Origin of the sequence: Belliella pelovolcani (assembly GCF_900156785.1) — a bacterium.
Classification (GTDB): domain Bacteria; phylum Bacteroidota; class Bacteroidia; order Cytophagales; family Cyclobacteriaceae; genus Belliella; species Belliella pelovolcani.
The window spans coordinates 1-20,662 of sequence record NZ_FTOP01000016.1 but is presented as its reverse complement, the minus strand read 5'-3'; the positions used below and the strand labels follow the sequence as shown (position 1 = coordinate 20,662).

Here is a 20,662-nt window from a genome sequence, read left to right as displayed (position 1 = left end):
ATTACAACATCTCTACTAAACCTTAACGAATAAATGCTATTTCATTCTGTATAAATTTTAAAATTACCCTATCTCAATTTCTATATTTTCTATTTCTTCAACCAAAGCCTCCCAAATTTCAGTAAGTTCGGCTTCTTTATCAATGACTTTTTGATATTGTCGATTCAATTTATCTAACTCTTGACTATCGCTAAAAACATCAGGATCGGCCATCTTCTCTTCCAAGCTTCCCTTTTGTTCTTCGATATCCATCATTTCATATTCTAGCTTTTCAAGATCCTTTTGCTTCTTCTTCAACTCCTTTTTTAAAAGATTAGCTTCATTTTGATCTACTTCTTTGCGCTTTGGAGTGACTTCTTTTAGGATAACTTCTTTGGCAATAGATGCATACTGTGCTTTTTCCGCTTCCTGCTTAGCACTCCAATTTAGATACTCTTCATAGGTACCTAAGTACTCTTTGATCTCTTGGTCTTCAATGTACCAAATTTTGTTCGCTACCCCTCTGATAAAATGCCTATCGTGAGAAACAGTGATGAAGGTACCTTCGTATTGCTCCAATGCCTGAATCAAAATATTCACAGATTGCATATCCAAGTGATTGGTTGGTTCATCTAACAAAAGGAAATTAGCCTCAGAAATCAAAGTTTTGGCTAAGGCTACTCTAGATTTTTCACCTCCTGATAGTACTTTGATTTTTTTGAACACATCCTCGTTGGTAAATAAAAAGCAGCCGAGCACATTCCTCAATTCTTGCTCAGTCTTGGCTGATCCAGCCTGATTCATTTCTTGAAGAATTTCATTATTCACATTAAGCGCCTCTAGCTGATGTTGGGCATAGAAGGATTTGATGACATTGTAACCTTCTTCACGCTTACCCTCAATCTTCTCGGTCCCGTCTACGATTCTAAGCAAAGTAGATTTTCCTTTACCATTAGCTCCAATCAATGCTATTTTATCTCCTCTTTCTATTCTAGCTGAAGAATTTCGAAGTATTACCAAGTCTCCATAAGCTTTGGAGACATTCTCCAATGTCACTACATCACGTCCTGATTGCTGAGAAAATTTGAATTTGAAATTAACAGCAATGTTATCATCAATTACTTCATTGACACGATCCAATCGCTCTAGCGCTTTTACCCTAGACTGTACTTGATTAGACTTAGTCGCTTTAGCTCGGAATCTCTCAATAAAGCGCTCAGTTTGCTTGATCATCTGCTGCTGATTCTCGTAAGCATTTTGCTGAATTTCCATTCTTTCCTTCTTCTCCTCCTTGTAGAAAGTATAGTTGCCAGCATACAAAGTCAAATTCCCGTGGGATACCTCTACTGTTTTTTCGATACAATTATCCAAAAATTCCTGATCGTGAGAGACCACCACTACTGCACCTTCATAAGTTTTGAGATAATTTTCCACCCATTGTATTGAAGGCAAATCCAAGTGGTTGGTAGGTTCATCGAGCATCAGTAAGGAAGGCTTCTCTAAAAGCAACTTTGCCAGCATTACACGCATCCTCCACCCTCCAGAGAATGTCTTCAGAGGCCTTTGCAAATCCGCTGTCTGGAAACCAATCCCTTCTAATACTTCCTCCGCTTTCGCTTTGATTGTGTAACCTTCATTGGCTTCGAACTGATCCTGAAGTTTGGCTAACTTGTCAATGATTTGATCAGAATAATCAGTCTCCATCTGCTTGAGGACTTTATCAATTTCTTCTTGAAGCCTAAGCGTCTCTTGAAATGCCTCCAACGCTACATCCAAAATAGAATCTTCGGACTGATAGGATAACAAATCCTGATTTAAAAATCCTATGGTACAATCTTTCGCTTTCTGTATCTCTCCGGAGCTTGGTTGATAGTCACCGTTGATCAACTTGAGCAAAGTAGACTTTCCAGTCCCATTGAGACCGACAAGTCCGATTTTGTCTTTTGGTTTGATATGCAATGAGGCATTTTCATACAATGCTCTGCCTCCGATGAAGTACGAAAGATTATTAATTGATAACATGGCGCAAAAATAAGGATTCTCACATTCATATATCAGTCACAGGGAATATTTAAAGATTTTACTGATATTTAAGCTATTGAATTGCTAAAAAAAAAATATATGTATAAAAACATGCTATTGATCACAGCTTTGCTAATCAGCTTTGCTTGTAATGGTCAAAATCAAAAAAATAATTACATCCAGCTGGAGACGATCAAACTTCCAGCTGGATTTGAAATCTCAGTCTGGGCTGAGGATGTACCCAATGCTCGCTCTCTAGCTCTTGGCGATAATGGAACCGTATTCGTAGGTAACAGACAGGGCAATAAAGTCTATGCACTTCAAGACAATAACAAAGATGGTAAAGCAGATAAAATGTACACGCTTGCCGAAGGACTTCGCATGCCCAATGGTGTGGCTTTCAAAGATGGACACCTCTATGTAGCCGAAGTGAGCAAAATCCATCGCTTCAAAGATATTGAGAAAAACCTTGCCACTCCAAAGTCCGAAATCATCTTCGACCAATTTCCTGACAAGGCCCATCATGGTTGGAAATTCATTGCTTTTGGGCCAGATGGCCTACTTTATGTCCCTATAGGTACTCCATGTAATATCTGTGAACCTGAGGAAATCTATGCAACTATCACCAGAATTGATGTCAACGCCAGCGTTATCAAACCAGAAATTTTTGCTCAGGGAGTTAGAAATACGGTAGGTTTCGATTGGCATCCAGTCACCAAAGAATTATGGTTTACAGACAATGGGCGTGATATGATGGGGGATGATATTCCTGACTGCGAATTGAATCATGCTCCGAAAAAAGGGATGCATTTTGGCTATCCATATTGGCATGCTGGAGATGTGAAGGATCCAGAATTTGGCAATAAAGGAAAAGGCAAAGATGCTTATACTGCTCCAGCTGCAAAACTTGGTGCTCACACCGCCCCTTTAGGTATGCGATTCTACACAGGAAGTCAATTCCCAAGTCAATACAAAAATTCCATCATCGTAGCCAAGCACGGTTCCTGGAACAGAAGTAAGAAATCAGGTTACCAACTTACAAGGGTAATCTTGGACAACAGTGGTAAAGTACAAAAAGAAGAAGTCTTTGCTGAAGGTTGGCTAGACCATGCTAGTCAAGATGTATGGGGCAGACCGGTAGATGTTCTCCAACTCCCTGATGGAAGTATACTCGTCTCTGATGATATGGCTAATTGCATTTATAGAATTAGCTATAAAAAGTAATTTGGAACATCCTTTGCTCCTTTAGATGTAGCACTATTGAAAAAACAGATGTTTAATCAATAAAAAACTACCATGAAAAGGACTATTTTATTTTCAGTAATCACTCTTCTAATTTTGTCAACTAGCTGTGCTCCCACCACGCAAATCACAGCAACATGGAAATCAGAAGAAGCCAAATCAGGCTATAACAGTATTTATATAGCAGCTTTGACTGAAGACCTACAAATAAGACAAAATGTGGAACATGAATTTGCATCCAGATTGCAAAATCGAAATGTAAGCACAACAAAAAGTATCGATAATCTCACACCTGATTTCTTTGATAGCGGAGAACCTAGCAAGGATAAAATCCTAGAAGCTATAAAATCGACCAGTTCAGAAGCCATCATGACCATCACCTTGATCGATATAGAAGAGGAAGAAAGGTATATCCCAGGTGGACAAGTGGGCCCCGTTTTTGCGCCAATGGGTAGGTTTGGATACTACGGGAATTTCGGCGGATATTTTAACCATTGGTATGGGGCAGGTTGGAATCAAGGCTATTTTACCACGGATAAAAAATACTTTATGGAAACTAATCTGTATGATGCTTCAACACTTGAGCTTCTATGGTCTGCACAATCCAAAACACTCAACCCAAGCGATATTGATAGTTTCTCTAAAGAATATGTAGATGCTATTAAAAAAGAATTAAGAAAAGAAGGATTGGTCAATTAACCCTAGATCAAACTGAGACAAAAAGAAACAGGGCAGCCAATGTGGCTGCCCTTTTCTGTCTTTAAGTGCACAATTTTAAATTCTTCAAATTATATCAACCAGTCAGGCTTTGTCGTTTTGATGTTCGCTTGAAGTTGATTGAGGAGATTATAAATTCCAAAATAAGTTCTATTGATATAAAGACCATGTCTTGAGCCCCTTGCTTGTCGGGATTTTTTGAACATCTTTTCATTAGATATTCTGTCGCCTAATTGGAAAATCTGCTCAAAGTAACTATCATCTGCGAAATCAAAAGTCTCTACATGAAATGGCTTTCCAAGAAGTGAAATCATTTCTTTGAAAACACCCTTGAAATAACTCTTTTCTTCTTCTGTATCCTTATCAGAGATAAACTCTAGTCCATAGAAAATTTGATTGAGCTCCTCTTCCTTAATAAACAAATCTCTTTTAATCAATGAAAAATATCCTTGATAAAAATCTTCTGGTATCACTTTCACACAACCAAAATCTATAATACCCAATTTACCATCATTTTGTATGATAAAGTTTCCAGGGTGTGGATCTGCATGTACCTGCTTGAGATTGTGTACCTGATGATGATAGAAGTCCCAAAGTGCTTGACCAATTTTATTCCTTTCTTCTTGACTCGGATTATTTTGCTCCAGCCACTCTTTGATATGAAGACCATCTATCCAATCCATGGTAATGACCCGTTCGGAACTCAAATCTTCATAATAGCTCGGGAAGTTTAAATTAGCTATGTGAGCACATGCTGATGAAATCTCTTTAGATCTGGCTACCTCTAACTTATAATCCGTCTCCTCAAGCAACTTTTCCTCCACTTCTTCCATGTAGTGGTCTAGCTCCTTTTCATTCATATTGAGTAATCTCAATGCAAAAGGACGGACTAATTTTAAATCTGAACTTACCGAATCGGCTACTCCAGGATATTGAATTTTGACTGCGAGTTTTTTGCCATTCATGGTAGCTTGATGCACTTGACCAATGGAAGCCGCATTGACAGCAGATTTACTAAATGACTCAAACAAACTCTCAGGAGTTTGGCTAAAATACTTCTGAAAAGTCTTTACTACCAAAGGGTAAGACAAAGGTGGCGCACTATATTGGGCCATCGTGAATTTATCTTGATATGCCCTAGGAAGGATATTCTTATCCATCGACATCATCTGAGCAACCTTTAGAGCTGAGCCTTTGAGCTCGCTCAAGGAGTTATAGATGTCATTGGCATTTTCATTATGTAAATTATCTTTCGTCAATGATGGGTTGACCACCTTCTTTGCGTAGTGCTTGACGTAGTTACCACCTACTTTCGCCCCAGTTTTGATAAACTTCGCTGCTCGCTGAACTTTGGAAGTAGGAATACTTTCCTGCTCTCTGATCTTGCTCTCCATGATTCCTCTCGATTATTTGTTTTGATATAAAAACTTCGCAAAATCAATGAAAGTATCTAGGGCACTTTTGCCCATCAGATCAAATGCTAGGTTTACTGATTTTTCTATAGCTGCATCTGTTTTTTCAAATGCAGGTGAAGTATCCTTCAACCAGAATTGAAACACAAACCAAACCTGTATCCATAATGCTTCATCATAGCGATCTGCTATGATTGGTCTATTGGCGATTTCCTCTGTTTCTTTTCCTTCTAGAATGATCTCATTTGCAAAATCCTTGAATTTGGATTTAAAATTCTTGATTTCGGAAGGAAGTAGATTTTTCATGTCCTTCTTATTAGCATATAGGGATAATAAATAAGACCTGTTTTTCTTAAGCTCTTCTATCCATGTAAATAGGAAGCTAAGTAATTTCTCTCTTGCGCTGTACTCCCTATATACTTCTTGGGATTCTATATTCTGTATTGTCAATTCAAAAATATGTCCCCAAACAGCTGATTTTACTGATTCAAAAGAAGTGAAATGATTATAAAATTCTTCTTCCTTCATTTTTAAATCTTTGGCAAATTTAAAAACGGAAGCGGGTTCATGTCCTTGCTCCAAAATATAAGTAACATAACCTTCTATAATTTGACGTTTAGGATCTGATTTTGTGTTTTTTTTAGCAGTTGCTTTTTCCATGATGCTATTTATTACTATTCTTATAACCACCGAAAGCTCTATGAAGTTTTAAAAAACTAGATTATTACTAGCAAACAATCTAGTTTTTTAAAGCTAAACTCAGAACGCCAAATAGTAATAGTAAATATGAGCAAGATCGAAAAGTATCTAGCAGACAAATCAAAAAAAGCTAGAAGTATAAAACTCCTAGCTTTTTAAGACTATAATGTGAAATATTTATCTTACTGAGAAACTTTCTCCACTACCAAATTGTGATTGGTATAGATACAAACATCTGCTGCTATTCCTAAGCTTTCTCTGACCATTTCTTCTGCAGTCAGTTGTGGAGCAAACTTCTTCAGCGCTCTTCCAGCAGACTGCGCATACATACTCCCCGAACCAATAGTTGCAATTTCCATATCTGGTTCGATTACATCACCTGTTCCTGATATGATCAAAATATCTTGAGAGTCCGCTACAATCATCATGGCCTCGAGCTTACTCAGCATTCTATCCATTCTCCACTCCTTGGCAAGTTCTACTGCTGCACGTTTCATATTATTGCCATAAGCTCCAAGCTTCTCTTCGAATTTTTCCAAAAGTGTAAAAGCATCTGCTGTAGATCCTGCGAATCCAGTGACAATCTTTCCACCTTGCAGTCTTCTGATTTTATTGACAGTACTTTTCGCCACTGTATTTCCCATAGTAGCTTGACCATCTGCTCCGATGACCACTTCACCATTGTGCTTGATAGCAACTACCGTGGTTGATTTGATTTTTTCCATGTTTATGATGTTTTAAAACTTAAGACTAAAGAGATTAGACTTACCTTTTTTCAATAACCATACAAAACACAAAAAGTCCCGATAAACAGGACTTTTTGACATATGATTTTGAAATTGATTAGATCAAGATTCTAACTGGGTCTTCGAGTAGACCTTTGAGTGTCTGAAGGAAGGCAGAACCTACAGCTCCATCTACTACTCTATGGTCACATGACAAAGTAACCTTCATCACGTTGCCTACCTGCATTTGGCCGTTTTTCACCACCACAGTTTCTTTGATACCACCTACGGCTAGAATGCATGCATCAGGCGGGTTGATAATGGCTGTAAATTCATCAATCCCAAACATTCCTAAGTTAGAGATAGTGAATGTATTCCCTTCCCAATCTTTTGGCTGCAATTCTTTATTTTTCGCTTTTCCTCCCAGAGACTTCGCCTCGTTGGAGATTTGAGAAAGGGACTTAGAATCAGCAAATCTAATAACTGGAACCAATAGTCCTTCTTCCACAGCTACAGCCATGCCTATGTGGATGTGGTCATTGTATCTTATTTTATCACCCAACCAAGAAGAATTTACTTTCGGATGCTGACGTAAAGCCGCTGCTGCTGCTTTGATAACCATATCATTGAAAGAAATCTTCACTGGGGATACTTCATTCATGCTTTTTCTGGCCTCGATTGCCTTGTCCATATTGATTTCCATGGTCAAGTAAAAATGAGGGGCGGTAAACTTACTCTCGGCCAATCGCTTAGCAATCACTTTACGCATTTGAGACACTTTCTCTTCAGAGTATGACTCCTGACCAAGCGCAGGTGCAGCAGGAGATGCCTGTGCAGTAGCTGCTTGTGCAGTTGCAGGTGTAAAGTTTTCTACATCTCTTTTGATGATTCTTCCACCTTCACCTGAACCCTTAACTTGAGAAATATCAATACCTTTATCTGAAGCTAATTTCTTTGCCAAAGGAGATGCTTTAAGTCTATCTCCGTCTGATGTTGTACTATTATTTGAAGCTACTATCTCCGAAGGTGCTGATTTGCTTTCTGTTTTTGGGCCAGATTCCTCATCTTTCTTTTCTTCTTGAGCAGGTGCTGAATCATCTTTCTGAGCATGAGCTTTAATTAGCGTTTCATAATCAGCACCTTTCTCACCGATTACAGCTATCACCCCATCAATTGCCACAGCATCTCCAGCTTCTACTCCAATGTAAAGCAATGTACCATCTTCATAGGATTCCAATTCCATGGTAGCTTTGTCCGTTTCTACTTCTGCGATGATATCACCAGCTTTGATTTCATCTCCTACTTTTTTGAGCCAGGAAGCGATCACACCTTCTGTCATGGTATCTGACATTTTAGGCATGGTGATCAATGTGGCATTGATGTCAGAAGTATCTATTTTCTCAGCTGATTTCGAAGATTCAGCCTTTTCAGATTTCTCTTCTTTAGCAGCTGGTTTGTCTTCTTTTTGCTCCGCTGGAGCATTTTCCCCGTTATTTGCTTCCTTTAGAAGCGCATCTATATTTTCTCCTTTTTCACCAATGATGGCTATTACCCCATTGACAGGTACAGCGTCTTTTTCTTGCACACCGATGTGAAGTAGTACTCCTTCTTCATAGGATTCCAATTCCATGGTAGCTTTATCCGTCTCTACCTCAGCAAGGATATCCCCAGGTTTTACTTCATCTCCAACTTTCTTCAACCACGCTGCGATCACCCCTTCTTCCATGGTATCGCTCATCTTGGGCATTCTTATAATTTCGGCCATATGTTATACTATCCTAGTCAATTTTTAAGCAGGTCAAAAATAGTCGTTAAAATATCTTTATTCAAATTTAATAATAGTATTTTCATGATTTGAAATCGATAAAGTAGCAGGATAGTTCAGAAATGCCACTGATTAAAACAACAGAATACCAAAATCCAAAATGGATGTTCAATGGTCACTTGCAGACCATCATACCAAGTCTCTTCAGAGAGGCTATCCCCTTACCCTTTGATAGAGAAAGGATTAACACCTCTGATGGTGACTTCTTGGATTTGGATTGGTTGAAGTCGGATGCGTCCAAACTAGTCATTATCAGTCATGGGTTAGAGGGGAATAGCCGAAGACCATATATGGTAGGAATGGCTCACCAATTTTTTAAAAAAAACTTTGATGTACTTACCTGGAACTTTCGTGGATGTAGTGATGAGTTAAATAAGAAACCAATATTTTATCATTCAGGCGCGACCTATGACCTCGATACAGTAGTAAATCACGCCTCAAAAGATTATCAAGAAATTTACCTCGTTGGATTTAGCTTGGGTGGCAACCTTACACTCAAATATCTAGGCGAAAAGAGGCAAATCAACCCGAAAATCAAAAAAGCGGTAGCTATCTCTGTACCCCTACACTTGGAATCTTCCTGTGAAAAGATTTCCTCAGGAGAAAACATCATTTACGCAAAACGCTTCCTTTCCACCCTAAAGGAAAAGGTAGTCAAAAAAGCATTGATTTATCCCGATGACATCCCCGTAGGAACACTTAGAAAAATAAAAACGCTCAAAGATTTTGATGATCATTTTACAGGTCCTATTCATGGCTTCAAAGATGCGCATGATTATTACGAACAAAATTCGTCACTTTACTTTCTTGAAGGGATCAGTATTCCTGTTTTGATTTTAAATGCTCAAAACGACCCATTTTTGACTGAAAAATGCTTTCCTATTTCTCAAGCAAAAAAGTCAGACCAAATATGGATGGAATTCCCTAAATATGGTGGTCATGTCGGTTTTAGCCCTAGAAAAAGAGCCGATATCTACTGGTCAGAAAAAAGAGCATTTGAATTTATCAATACTGATCTGTAATTTACCCAATATATCCTGAATCACATGTGTGGAAGATACTCACTCAACAAAAGTAAAATAGAATTGGAAGAGAGGTTTCAAGCAGAAATGCTTGGTGATTTTAAACCTCGATTTAACATAGCACCTACTCAGCTGTTACCTGTACTGACTACGGATAGTCCTAAAGGGTTCTCTTTTTTCTATTGGGGGATTACCCCCGATTTTGCTAAGAACAAACCTGTCTCACAAAAACTAATTAATGCTAGATCAGAGACGATCACTCAAAAGGTTTCCTTCAAGTCCTCGTTTGAAAAAAGACGTTGCCTGATCCCTGCAAATGGTTTTTTCGAATGGAAAAGAATTGGAAAAAAAACAAAAACACCCTACAGGTTTACTTTAAGCGATGAGGGCCTTTTTGCTTTTGCTGGTATATGGGAGGAATATGAGAATGACAAAGGAGAGACTAACCATACCTTCCTGATTTTAACTACGGAACCAAATAAAAATGTCGGAGAAGTGCATGATCGCATGCCAGTTATCTTGCGCAAAGAAGATGAAAAAAAGTGGCTTGACAACTACAGTACTGAAGAGCAATTAATTGCGATGCTCAGACCGTTTCCAGCAGAAGAAATGTCAAGCTACCCGGTCTCTCCACTTGTCAACAGTGTCAGCAACGACACCGCTGCAGTTTTGAGAAAAACCTCTCCTATGGATCAATTTGGCAACTATACCCTCTTTGGCTAATGCAGCAAATACACCTCATTGATTTACGCTTTTTGGATACAGCAGAGGCAATAGCAAGTTTCCTGATAGAAACTTCTGCTGGCCCTATACTAATCGAAACAGGCCCTAGAACCACTTTTGATCAATTAAAATCTGGTATTGAGAAAACTGGGTATCAAATCGAAGATATTCAACATATATTTCTTAGCCACATTCATTTTGACCATGCTGGAGCTGCGTGGGAATTTGCCAATAAAGGTGCAAAAATTTATGTTCACCCTCTAGGTCTACCCCACTTGAATTCACCTGAGAAATTATGGAATTCTGCTGCGCAAATTTATGGGGATGATATGGATAGACTTTGGGGGAAGATGGAGCCAATTGATAATTCCCTACTATATGGAGTATCACACGAGGAGTTTTTAGAATTTGGCGATGTGACTTTTCAGGCATTACATACGCCCGGCCATGCTGTACACCATATAGCATGGAAGTTAGATGATGTGATTTTCACTGGTGATGTAGCTGGAGTAAAAATCAATAATGGACCAGTAGTCCCCCCTTGCCCTCCCCCTGACATACATATTGAAGATTGGAAAAAATCCATTGCACTAATTAAAAGTCAGCATCCAAAAGCATTGTATTTAACACATTTTGGTTTGGTTACAGACATTGAAAATCACCTTGAAAATTTAGAATTGATACTAGATGATTGGGCCAATTGGATGAAACCTTATTTTGATCAAGATAAAAACCCCCAAGAAATCATTCCGGCATTTATGGAATACACCAAGTCACAATTAACTGCAAAAGGTGTAAGTACCGAAACCATAAAAATATATGAGTATGCAAATCCTAGCTGGATGTCAGTTGCTGGACTTCTGCGTTATTGGAAACTAAAAAGTCAAGGGAGAATCTAAGGATTTCAATTTTTAGGGCAGAAATAAACAATCCCAATTCTGGATGGTATATTTGTAACAAATAATATTAAATCTAGAATAAGGCCCAAGTAATCAAATCACTTTTATGAAAAAGTCAAGAATAACTGGCGTAGGTCACTATGTTCCAGATCAAATCATCACAAATGAATACCTCTCTTCTATCATGGATACCAACAATGAATGGATAGTAGAGCGGACAGGAATTGAAGAAAGAAGGTGGTTTACACCTGGTAAAGATACAGTCACTAGCATGTCTCTAGCAGCCTCCAAGATGGCTATTCAGCGAGCTGGAATTGCTAATAAGGACATTGATTTCATTGTTTTTGCTACCATTACCCCAGACTATTTTGTGCCGGGTAATGGTGTATTATTACAAAGAGAACTTGGCATTCAAGGTGTACCTGCATTAGATGTCAGAAATGCATGCTCAGGCTTCATATATGCTCTATCTGTAGCTGATCAGTTTATCAAGACAGGTATGTACAAGACCATTTTGGTGGTAGGTGCTGAGATTCAATCTTCAGCATTGGATAAGTCAGACCAAGGCAGATCTAGTGCCGTGATCTTTGCAGACGGTGCTGGAGCAGCTATCCTGCAAGCAGTTGATCAGGATCAAGATGGGATATTATCTACACATCTACATGCCGATGGTGACTTTGCAGAAGAACTCTATCTCAAAGATCCAGGAAGCAGTAGAGAAGTAAGGTTGTCGCCTGAGATCGTAGATAATCCTAGCTTCAAAATGTTCATGAATGGTAATACAGTTTTTAAACACGCCGTAGTTAGATTTAACGAGGTAATTTTAGAAGCTTTGGAAGCAAACGGAAAAAACAAATCAGAAATAGACCTGCTAGTACCTCACCAAGCTAATCTTAGAATCAGTAATTACATCCAACAAAAAATGGGCTTATCTGATGATAAAGTATTCAATAATATCATGAAACTTGGCAATACGACAGCTGGTACAATACCAATCGCATTGAGCGAAGCATGGGAACAAGGTCGGCTGAAAGAAGGTGATTTGGTATGCCTTGCAGCATTTGGGAGCGGTTTTACTTGGGCTTCAGCTCTACTAACTTGGTAGAATGGATTCTGAAATCAACCTTGATATTATAAATGATAAGGTCCTTTTTGAAAAGATACATTTTCAAAAGGACCTTTTTGTTATGCTTTTCACTGAGATTGCCAATGAATTTCCTCAAAGTAGGCTTTTGAAAACTTATGCCGCATCAAAAGGAACCAAAGTAAGTCAGGGATGGAATTTGGAAAAGCGTCCCTATCAAGTTTTAGATTTGATAAGAGATTTTGATGACAAAAATGGACTCAACATTAGATTATTGAATTGGTGGGGACAAGGATTTTACATCATTGTACAAATAGGAAGGAGAAATAGTAATCTTGGCGAGAAAATCAAAAGACTCATCCAACAAGATTTTTTTCTAAGCCAACATAACCAGCCATTTGATTATTTTAAAATATTTCAATCAACCTTATTATTAGATACTGAAAATTATAAAGTAAATACTGTTGCAAATGATATTGTCATCGTCTACAAAAAAATTACGTTTCCAACTCGAATTTCACTTAAAAAAGACATCCTAGATGTACTCAATTACCTGATAGATATATAAAGCTATTAAGTTCGTTTTTTCTTGAAATTAAACTAATTTAGAACCACAAAATGACTATTCCGTATCTATAAATTGTGATTTATACTAATCACTCAATTGATTGAAGTAATCTATTGATCTAAATCAAGAGCTTAAATCAGAATTCTTCTATATGCATTTTATTCAACAACTATTAAGCAAAACGATAATAGGAAGTCTATTTCTATTATTAGTACCGTTTTTCCTTCAAGCCCAAAATTCTTCCATAGTCACATTGTATAATGCCGACTCCACATTTGTAGGTACAGGAGTGATGAAAAACAATCAAATGGATGGATTATGGAGATTTGAGAATCCAAAAACAGGTATATTGATTCAAACATCAAATTTTGTAAATGGGGCAAGAGAGGGAATCACTGTAGCTTACCATGATGGAAAAATTAAAAGACTAGAAGCTGAATATAAACAAAATAAGTTAAATGGTACTTTTAGGGAGTTTGATACATTCGGCAATCCCAGATTAGAATTAGTATTCAAAGACAGCATCCCTGTTGGTCCCTACAGAGAGTATTTTCCAAAAACAAGCAGAGCATCTAACCTTAATCCTAACGTAGTAAAAATTGAAGGGAATTATGTAAATGGGAAAAAAGATGGTGTTTGGTTAACCTATTTTAATACATTACCACCAACAATTGCTATCAAAGAAACTTATCAAGCAGGAGAATTGAATGGCAGTTATCAAGAATTTGATTTTGATGGCAATTTGATGCTAGAAGTTGCCTACGTCAATGGGAAACCAGAAGGAGACTTCAAGCGGTATGCAGGGCCAAGAATGATTTGGGAAGAGGGACAATTCAAGAATGGGAGAAAAGTTGGGGAATGGAAGGCTTATTTTCCAGGTAGCAAAACATTAGAGTCTGAAAAATTTTATGATGAAAGAGGTAATAAGGTAGGTACTTGGACCTTTTACTATGAAAACAAACGAACTGCTAGAATAGAAAAATATGAAAATGATATTCCTGTAGGAACTTGGGAGGAATTCTTCCCTAATAGGAATCTTGCAAAAAGAAAAACCTATGAATTAGGAGTTCCAGTCGGAGAATATATTGAATATCACTCTGATGGGTCCGTTTCAGTTAGTGGTCAATACAAAGGTGGGGTTAAAGATGGCCTTTGGAAAAACTTTTTCCCTGATGGAGAGCTGTATTCTATAGGAGAATATAAAAATGATTTGAAAACAGGACTTTGGAAATATTTCAATAAAATCGGAATATTGATTGCAGAGGGTGAATATAGCCTAGGTTCAGAAAGTGGACAGTGGTTTTATTACTATGATGGGGGACAGCTTAAATCTGTTGGTAGCTATTTTCTTGGCTTCGAACAAGGAACATGGGGACTTTTTTACGACAACAAACAACTGACGCAAGAAGAGTTTTGGTCTAACGGCCGACTGATGAATGTAGGAGATTATTACACATATGATGGATCAAAAACGCTCAATAAAGGAACGCTCAAAGATGGGAATGGAACCCGAATCACCTATTACATAGATGGCAGAAAGGAATCTGAGGGCAACTACAAGGAAGGCAAACCAGAAGGAAAATGGTCATATTATCACGAAAATGGAAGAATTGCTTCAGAAGGTCAGATGATCGATGGTAAAAAAGAAGGTGTTTGGAGATACTTTAATATGAATGGGAGATTGGAGCAAGTGATTACTTTCAAAGATGATGAAGTAGTGACTCCAAAGGGCCCAGAAGATGAGATTAAGTTCAAAACATTCGAAGATTAAAAACAATGCGTATTCGACAATGTTGTTTAAGAAAAAGATATGTTTGGACTATTTAAGAAAAAATCGGAAATGGAGAAGCTCCAAGACCTTTATAAAGAGACATTAGAGAAAGCACACAAAATCTCACATTCAAATAGAACTGCTGCTGATAAAATGATGGCAGAAGCCGAGGAGATCGCTAAGAAAATTGATGAATTGAGAAAGAACCAAAGCTAAAAGTAGATACAACAGCCTGACAATTTTTGTCAGGCTTTATTTTTGTCTTTTTTACAATATTTTAAGTGTTTTATTAACGTTTATATATTATTTTATTAATGTAAGTGTGTTCTCTTCAACGTTTTAATAAGGTACTGTTATTTTATTCAAAACAATTTTTTATGAATTCCCGTAAAACAAACTATAATACTAAACCACACTATCATGAAAAATCTAATCCTAATCCGTCTGAGTCTTGTCTTGATGCTAGGCATTGGGATGACTCTAAAGAACACAGCAGAAGCATCTCCTCCTAGAATGGGAGTTAGTTTTCAAGTGTTTTACAATGAATTAAGTCCTTATGGTGACTGGGTAATGGATCCAACCCATGGCTACGTTTGGATACCTAATGTGGGAGGAGAATTCCACCCTTATGGAACAAATGGATACTGGGCAATGACCAATTATGGCAACACTTGGGTTTCTAATTATGCTTGGGGATGGGCTCCGTTTCATTATGGAAGATGGTTCTGGAATGATTACTATGGCTGGGCTTGGGTTCCTGGCTACGAGTGGGGTCCAGCTTGGGTAAACTGGAGAACTGGTGGTGGCTACTATGGATGGGCGCCATTGGGTCCTGGAATTGGAATCAACGTTTCTTTCGGTTTTCATAGCCATCATTGGAGATTTATACCTCAAAGAAGATTTGGTCATAGACACTTCTATAGATATTATGTACCATCTTACAATGTAGTCAGTATCTATAATAGAACTACAATCATCAACAATACCTATGTTTACAATAACAGAACATACGTATCTGGTCCAAGCAGAAGAGAAGTTCAACAAGTAACTAGGAGAAATGTACCAGTTTATCAAGTGAATGACTCTGGTAGACCAGGAAGAGCAGTAGTCAATGGAAGGGGTTTAAATATTTACAGACCTGAGATCGATAATTCTAGAAGTGCAAATGCTCAAGCGAGACCTTCTAGAGCTGTAAATGCTGAAGAATATAGAAGCAGACCAGCAGTACAGAGTCGAGCAGCGGCAAACACCAGAATGAGAGAATCAAACGATGCTCGTATCAATCAAAGAGCAGCTACCCCGACTCAAAGAAGTACCACTAGAGGTGAAGCTGTAAATGGTCAGCAAAGGCAAGCTCAAACTAGAACAGCCACCCCTCAACAAAGGCAGGCTCAAACTAGGCAAGCAACTCCTCAACAGAGACAAGCTGAAACTAGAACTGCGCCTCAGCAACGTCAGACTCAAACGAGACAAGCAGCTCCTCAACAGAGACAACAGCAAGTGAGAACTGCGCCTCAACAAAGAGAGACACAGACAAGGCAAGCTGCACCACAACAAAGACAACAGCAAGTCAGGACGGCACCTCAGCAGAGACAGTCCAGTCCAAGAGTGACGCAGCAAAGAAGTAGCAGCAATACACCAAAAGCTGCTCCTGCTCAAAAAAGTAGAACAACTTCTAGTCCAGCGGTAAGAGCTAATAGCTCTTCAAGCAGTAGAAGTAGCGGTACAGTAAGGTCTAGTGGAGGTAGCTCTTCAAGATCCACTGGCACAAGTAGCCGAGGGGGAAGAGGAAACAACTAAAAAAGGGAGCCTATTGGCTCCCTTTTTTAGTTGTCGTTATCAATTCATTATTTGATAAATAGCATTTCTCTATATTTCACCAATGGCCAAGACTCGTCATCTACCAAAAGCTCTAGCTTGTCAACAGCATATCTGATTTTATCAAAAAATGCCTCTTTGACATCTGTACTGTATCCTTTAGCTCTTTTGACAATATCATCTTCTTTATTGAGTCTTTTCCTTGCTTCAATCATTTGATTGACATTGGATTTCAAAGATTCTAAGTGTCTGCTGACATCTTTGATAGTTTCTATAGCAGCAGTATTGTCCAAACCAAGTCCTTTTAGTCCATTCGCATTATCAATCAATTTGTTTTGATAAAGAATGGCTGTAGGAATAATGTGGTTCAATGCCAAATCACCCATTACTCTAGATTCAATCTGAACCTTCATAATATAATTTTCAAGCATGATCTCGTGTCTTGCATGCAATTCCACAGATGAAAGCACTTTGTGCTTTGCGAAGATTTCCATCACCTTTTTATCCAAATAAGTATCTAAAGCAAAAGGAGTACTTTTCAGGTTGGAAAGTCCACGTTTAGCAGCTTCTTTCTCCCACTCTTCTGAATATCCATCACCTTCAAATCTTACCTTCTTGGAATCTTTGATGTACTTTCTCAAGACATTGACTATAGCTATTTTCTTCTCGTTTCCAGCAGTTATTTCTTTGTCGATATCCTTAGCCATCTGTCTCAAAACCTCAGCAACAATTACGTTCAATACTGTCATTGGTCCCGCAGAATTGGCATTGGATCCAACAGCTCTAAATTCAAACTTATTACCTGTGAAGGCAAATGGAGACGTTCTATTTCTATCTGTATTGTCTAATATGATTTCAGGAATCTTAGAGATACCTAGTTTCATATACATGTTATCACCTTTCTCAATCTTGATGTTCCCATTTTTCTCCAACTCATCCAGAATACCTGTCAAAGTAGACCCAAGGAAAACAGAAATGATGGCAGGTGGTGCCTCGTTGGCTCCTAATCTATGATCATTACCAGCAGAAGCAATACTGGCTCTCAATAAATCTGCATAATCATAAACAGCCTTAACAGTAGCCACTAAAAATGTCAAAAACTGTAAATTTTCTCTAGCTGAATTACTCGGCTGAAATAAGTTGATTCCAGTATCAGTAATTAACGACCAGTTATTATGTTTTCCAGACCCGTTTACACCTGCGAAAGGCTTTTCGTGAAATAAAACTTTCAAATCATGTTTCTCAGCAACTTTGTCCATTAGATCCATCAAAAGCTGATTATGGTCTACGGCTTTATTGATTTCTTCGAACAAAGGAGCTACCTCAAATTGACCAGGAGCTACTTCATTATGACGAGTAGAAACTGGAATACCCAACTTTAAAGCTTCAACTTCAAAATCCAACATGAAATTCTTCACCCTAGTAGGAATAGATCCAAAATAGTGATCATCAAGCTGTTGACCTCTAGCCGGATTATGACCATAAACAGATCTTCCTGCCATTACCAAATCAGGTCTTGTAGCAAAAAGGGCTTTATCAATCACAAAATACTCTTGCTCTACCCCCAATGAAGGTGTTACTTTCCTAACATTCCTATCAAACAGCTGACAAATTGCTACAGAAGCCTCATTGATAGCTTCGATAGACTTTAAAAGCGGTGTTTTATAATCCAATGCTTCCCCTGTGTAAGCTACAAATATCGTAGGAATACAAAGTGTGTTGGAAAAAATAAAGATCGGAGAAGAAGGATCCCAAGCTGTGTAACCTCTTGCTTCAAAGGTAGATCTGATACCACCATTGGGGAAAGAAGATGCATCGGGTTCTTGCTGTACCAAAGCAGAACCTTTGAATTTTTCTATCCCTGCATGCGCATCAAAAAATGCATCATGCTTTTCAGCAGTAGAACCAGTCAAAGGTTGGAACCAGTGAGTGTAATGCGTTACACCTTTCGATAATGCCCATGTCTTGACTGCTGATGCAATTTCTTCTGCTGTAGATGGGTCAATCTTAGAACCCTTCTCTATAGCTTCCTCTACTTTTTTGTAAACTGAAGGCGCCAAGGACTCTTTCATCTGCTTGGTTCCAAATACATTTACTCCAAAGTAATCAGAAATTTTAAGTGATGGTGCTGTTACACTCACTTTTGGTCTGTTTTGCGCTAACAAAAGCGCTTTTTGTCTTAAAGTTGCCATTTCTACAATAAGTGGTTTATTTTTACACCTACAAAAATAGAAAATATTTGTGATTTCTCACTTATGAGTCAATTTTAAACCCAATTTTCAGATAAAAATACATTATTTTCAATAAATGAAGGTTAAAAACGATACACTTGATCGATTTTTATATGTTTTTGGTCAAAAAAATAGAAAATTGAAAACTTAATCTAATTAATTAACTTTGTGGCTTTAATAATCAAGAGGTATAGTGAAAAAAGTTGCGTTTTATACATTGGGGTGTAAGTTGAATTATTCTGAGACCTCTACCATCAGTAGAATGTTTGAAAATAAAGGTTATCAGAAAGTGGAGTTTGAAGAAAACCCAGATATTTTTATCATCAACACCTGCTCAGTGACCGAAAATGCTGATAAGAAGTGTAAAAAAATCGTCAAAGAGGCGAAAAAGATATCCCCAAACTCTTATGTAACCATCATTGGGTGTTATGCGCAACTTAAACCTCAGGAAATTGCTGAAATAAAAGGTGTGGATGCTGTCCTTGGTGCCGCAGAAAAATTCCGATTGATTGAACTTTTAGATGGATTTGCCAAAGCCCAAGAGACAAAAGTACTTGCTTCAGAAATTCAAGAAGCTAATACTTTCAACAATGCCTATTCTATGCACGATAGAACTCGAACCTTTTTGAAAGTTCAGGACGGATGTAATTATGGATGCGCATTTTGTACAATCCCACTAGCAAGAGGCAAAAGCAGAAGTGACACCATCGAAAACATTCTTATCTCAGCCAGAGAAATTGCCAAAACCGATGTCAAGGAAGTGGTATTAACAGGAGTCAATATTGGTGATTTTGGAATTCAAGAAGGAAAGAGAAAAGAAAAATTCATTGACCTAATTAAAGAGATTGACACAGTAGAAGGAATTGATAGATTTAGGATCTCATCTATAGAGCCTAATTTATTAACCAATGAAGCAATAGAGTTTGTATCCACATCGAAGCGATTTGTTCCACATTTTCACATTCCTTTACAATCTGGATCAAATGAAGTATTGAGAAAGATGGGGCGTCGATACTTGAGAGAACTTTATGAAGACCGTGTCAGCAAAATCAAAAACCTAATGCCACATTGCTGTATTGGCGTGGATGTCATTGTAGGTTTTCCTGGAGAAACGGATGAATTATTTTTGGAGACATATAATTTTCTAAACGGATTAGACATCTCTTACCTTCATGTATTTACTTACTCAGAACGTGCAAATACCCGGGCAGTAGATATGGCAGGTATAGTTCCTATCAAAGTGAGAAATGAAAGATCTAAAATGTTGAGAATCCTTTCTGAGAAAAAGAAGAGGAAGTTCTACGAAGAAAATCTAGGCAAAACATTTACGGTGCTTTTTGAAGATGATGTAGAAAACGGTAAAATGCATGGTTTTACAGAGAATTACATCAGAGTCACTGCTAAATATGACCCAATTCTGATCAACGAGCTCAAAACTGTCACTCTTGCTTCTATGAATGAAAATGGAACTGTAGAAGTGGAAGAGCCACAGACAGTCTATGAAACGCATTAAAATTTAATTATTCCTATGTTTTATATACCTAAAAAAGAAACTATTGAATATTTATATCTTTTTTAGGTTATATTATTATGAATAATCCTAATGGTTTCTTTAAACTAACAGGAAGAATTTCAAGAAGAAAATACTGGGTTCTGTTTTTGATTTTTTATTGGACAAATGTAATCGCAATGATTAAATTATACGAGATTTACATATTATCAGACCTGATATCTTTCGTTGCATTTGGAATTGTCCTAATCACAACCATCATTTTACTACTTATACAAGCAATCAAAAGACTACACGACATTGGACTTGATTGGTAATATTATAACACTCCCCATTTGTTGGACCAAAAGTATCAGTTGCTAAGTTAATTTATTTTTTTGTTAATGCTTCTTTAGTTGTCCTATTTCCCAAGGGT

General features: G+C 37.7%; 18 protein-coding genes. 12 read left to right on the top strand and 6 right to left on the bottom strand.

The window, feature by feature from the left end:
* Positions 1 to 63 precede the first annotated feature (63 nt).
* Positions 64 to 2,001: an ABC-F family ATP-binding cassette domain-containing protein gene (locus tag BW935_RS15075; protein ID WP_076502621.1), complete on the bottom strand. Its 1,938-nt coding sequence runs from the start codon at positions 1,999 to 2,001 to the stop codon at positions 64 to 66.
* A 99-nt stretch (positions 2,002 to 2,100) separates the two neighbouring features.
* On the opposite strand from BW935_RS15075, the gene BW935_RS15070 reads away from it, so the two are divergent.
* Positions 2,101 to 3,225: a PQQ-dependent sugar dehydrogenase gene (locus BW935_RS15070; protein ID WP_076502620.1), complete on the top strand. Its 1,125-nt coding sequence runs from the start codon at positions 2,101 to 2,103 to the stop codon at positions 3,223 to 3,225.
* 72 nt (positions 3,226 to 3,297) lie between these two features.
* Positions 3,298 to 3,942, top strand: a complete 645-nt coding sequence (locus BW935_RS15065) for a hypothetical protein (RefSeq protein ID WP_076502619.1) — start codon at positions 3,298 to 3,300, stop codon at positions 3,940 to 3,942.
* Positions 3,943 to 4,031: 89 nt separating this feature from the next.
* Here the strand turns inward: BW935_RS15065 and BW935_RS15060 are convergent, their stop codons facing one another.
* From BW935_RS15060 to BW935_RS15045, 4 genes are all read right to left on the bottom strand, one after another.
* Positions 4,032 to 5,354, bottom strand: a complete 1,323-nt coding sequence (locus BW935_RS15060) for an ABC1 kinase family protein (protein WP_076502618.1) — start codon at positions 5,352 to 5,354, stop codon at positions 4,032 to 4,034.
* Positions 5,355 to 5,366: 12 nt separating this feature from the next.
* Positions 5,367 to 6,032 carry a TetR/AcrR family transcriptional regulator gene (locus BW935_RS15055; RefSeq protein ID WP_076502617.1) on the bottom strand — a complete coding sequence of 222 codons (666 nt, stop codon included), beginning with the start codon at positions 6,030 to 6,032 and terminating at the stop codon, positions 5,367 to 5,369.
* Positions 6,033 to 6,253: 221 nt separating this feature from the next.
* Positions 6,254 to 6,796 carry an ATP-dependent protease subunit HslV gene (gene hslV, locus BW935_RS15050; RefSeq protein WP_076502616.1) on the bottom strand — a complete coding sequence of 181 codons (543 nt, stop codon included), beginning with the start codon at positions 6,794 to 6,796 and terminating at the stop codon, positions 6,254 to 6,256.
* A gap of 118 nt (positions 6,797 to 6,914) precedes the next feature.
* The gene (locus tag BW935_RS15045) at positions 6,915 to 8,561 is read right to left on the bottom strand and encodes a pyruvate dehydrogenase complex dihydrolipoamide acetyltransferase (protein WP_076502615.1); all 1,647 of its coding nucleotides are present in this window, start codon (positions 8,559 to 8,561) and stop codon (positions 6,915 to 6,917) included.
* 122 nt (positions 8,562 to 8,683) lie between these two features.
* Here BW935_RS15045 and BW935_RS15040 point away from each other — a divergent pair, with 122 nt between their 5' ends.
* The 8 genes from BW935_RS15040 (at position 8,684) to BW935_RS15010 (ending at position 16,488) form a co-directional block, all read left to right on the top strand.
* Positions 8,684 to 9,643, top strand: coding sequence for a YheT family hydrolase (locus BW935_RS15040; RefSeq protein WP_076502614.1), 960 nt, complete (start codon positions 8,684 to 8,686; stop codon positions 9,641 to 9,643).
* A gap of 24 nt (positions 9,644 to 9,667) precedes the next feature.
* A complete protein-coding gene (locus tag BW935_RS15035) occupies positions 9,668 to 10,366 on the top strand; it encodes an SOS response-associated peptidase (RefSeq protein WP_076502613.1) in 699 nt (232 codons plus the stop codon).
* Positions 10,366 to 11,265 carry an MBL fold metallo-hydrolase gene (locus BW935_RS15030; protein WP_076502612.1) on the top strand — a complete coding sequence of 300 codons (900 nt, stop codon included), beginning with the start codon at positions 10,366 to 10,368 and terminating at the stop codon, positions 11,263 to 11,265. The genes BW935_RS15035 and BW935_RS15030 overlap by 1 nt, the downstream gene beginning before the upstream one ends.
* Before the next feature lie 106 nt (positions 11,266 to 11,371).
* A complete protein-coding gene (locus BW935_RS15025; protein WP_076502611.1) occupies positions 11,372 to 12,370 on the top strand; it encodes a 3-oxoacyl-ACP synthase III family protein in 999 nt (332 codons plus the stop codon).
* 1 nt (position 12,371) lies between these two features.
* The gene (locus BW935_RS15020; RefSeq protein ID WP_076502610.1) at positions 12,372 to 12,917 is read left to right on the top strand and encodes a hypothetical protein; all 546 of its coding nucleotides are present in this window, start codon (positions 12,372 to 12,374) and stop codon (positions 12,915 to 12,917) included.
* Positions 12,918 to 13,068: 151 nt separating this feature from the next.
* A complete protein-coding gene (locus tag BW935_RS15015; protein ID WP_076502609.1) occupies positions 13,069 to 14,688 on the top strand; it encodes a toxin-antitoxin system YwqK family antitoxin in 1,620 nt (539 codons plus the stop codon).
* Between the two features lie 39 nt (positions 14,689 to 14,727).
* Positions 14,728 to 14,904 (top strand): Lacal_2735 family protein, encoded by a 177-nt coding sequence (locus BW935_RS18230; RefSeq protein WP_139325561.1) that lies wholly within the window; start codon positions 14,728 to 14,730, stop codon positions 14,902 to 14,904.
* Positions 14,905 to 15,108: 204 nt separating this feature from the next.
* On the top strand, positions 15,109 to 16,488 hold the full coding sequence (locus tag BW935_RS15010; RefSeq protein ID WP_076502608.1) for a DUF6600 domain-containing protein: 1,380 nt from the start codon (positions 15,109 to 15,111) through the stop codon (positions 16,486 to 16,488).
* A 47-nt stretch (positions 16,489 to 16,535) separates the two neighbouring features.
* Here BW935_RS15010 and BW935_RS15005 read toward each other — a convergent pair whose 3' ends face one another.
* Positions 16,536 to 18,698: a glutamine synthetase III family protein gene (locus BW935_RS15005; protein WP_076502607.1), complete on the bottom strand. Its 2,163-nt coding sequence runs from the start codon at positions 18,696 to 18,698 to the stop codon at positions 16,536 to 16,538.
* Between the two features lie 232 nt (positions 18,699 to 18,930).
* Here BW935_RS15005 and mtaB point away from each other — a divergent pair, with 232 nt between their 5' ends.
* Both mtaB and BW935_RS14995 read left to right on the top strand, forming a co-directional pair.
* Positions 18,931 to 20,250, top strand: coding sequence for a tRNA (N(6)-L-threonylcarbamoyladenosine(37)-C(2))-methylthiotransferase MtaB (gene mtaB / locus BW935_RS15000; RefSeq protein WP_076502606.1), 1,320 nt, complete (start codon positions 18,931 to 18,933; stop codon positions 20,248 to 20,250).
* 77 nt (positions 20,251 to 20,327) lie between these two features.
* Positions 20,328 to 20,564: a DUF805 domain-containing protein gene (locus BW935_RS14995; protein ID WP_084565965.1), complete on the top strand. Its 237-nt coding sequence runs from the start codon at positions 20,328 to 20,330 to the stop codon at positions 20,562 to 20,564.
* Positions 20,565 to 20,662: the final 98 nt, after the last annotated feature.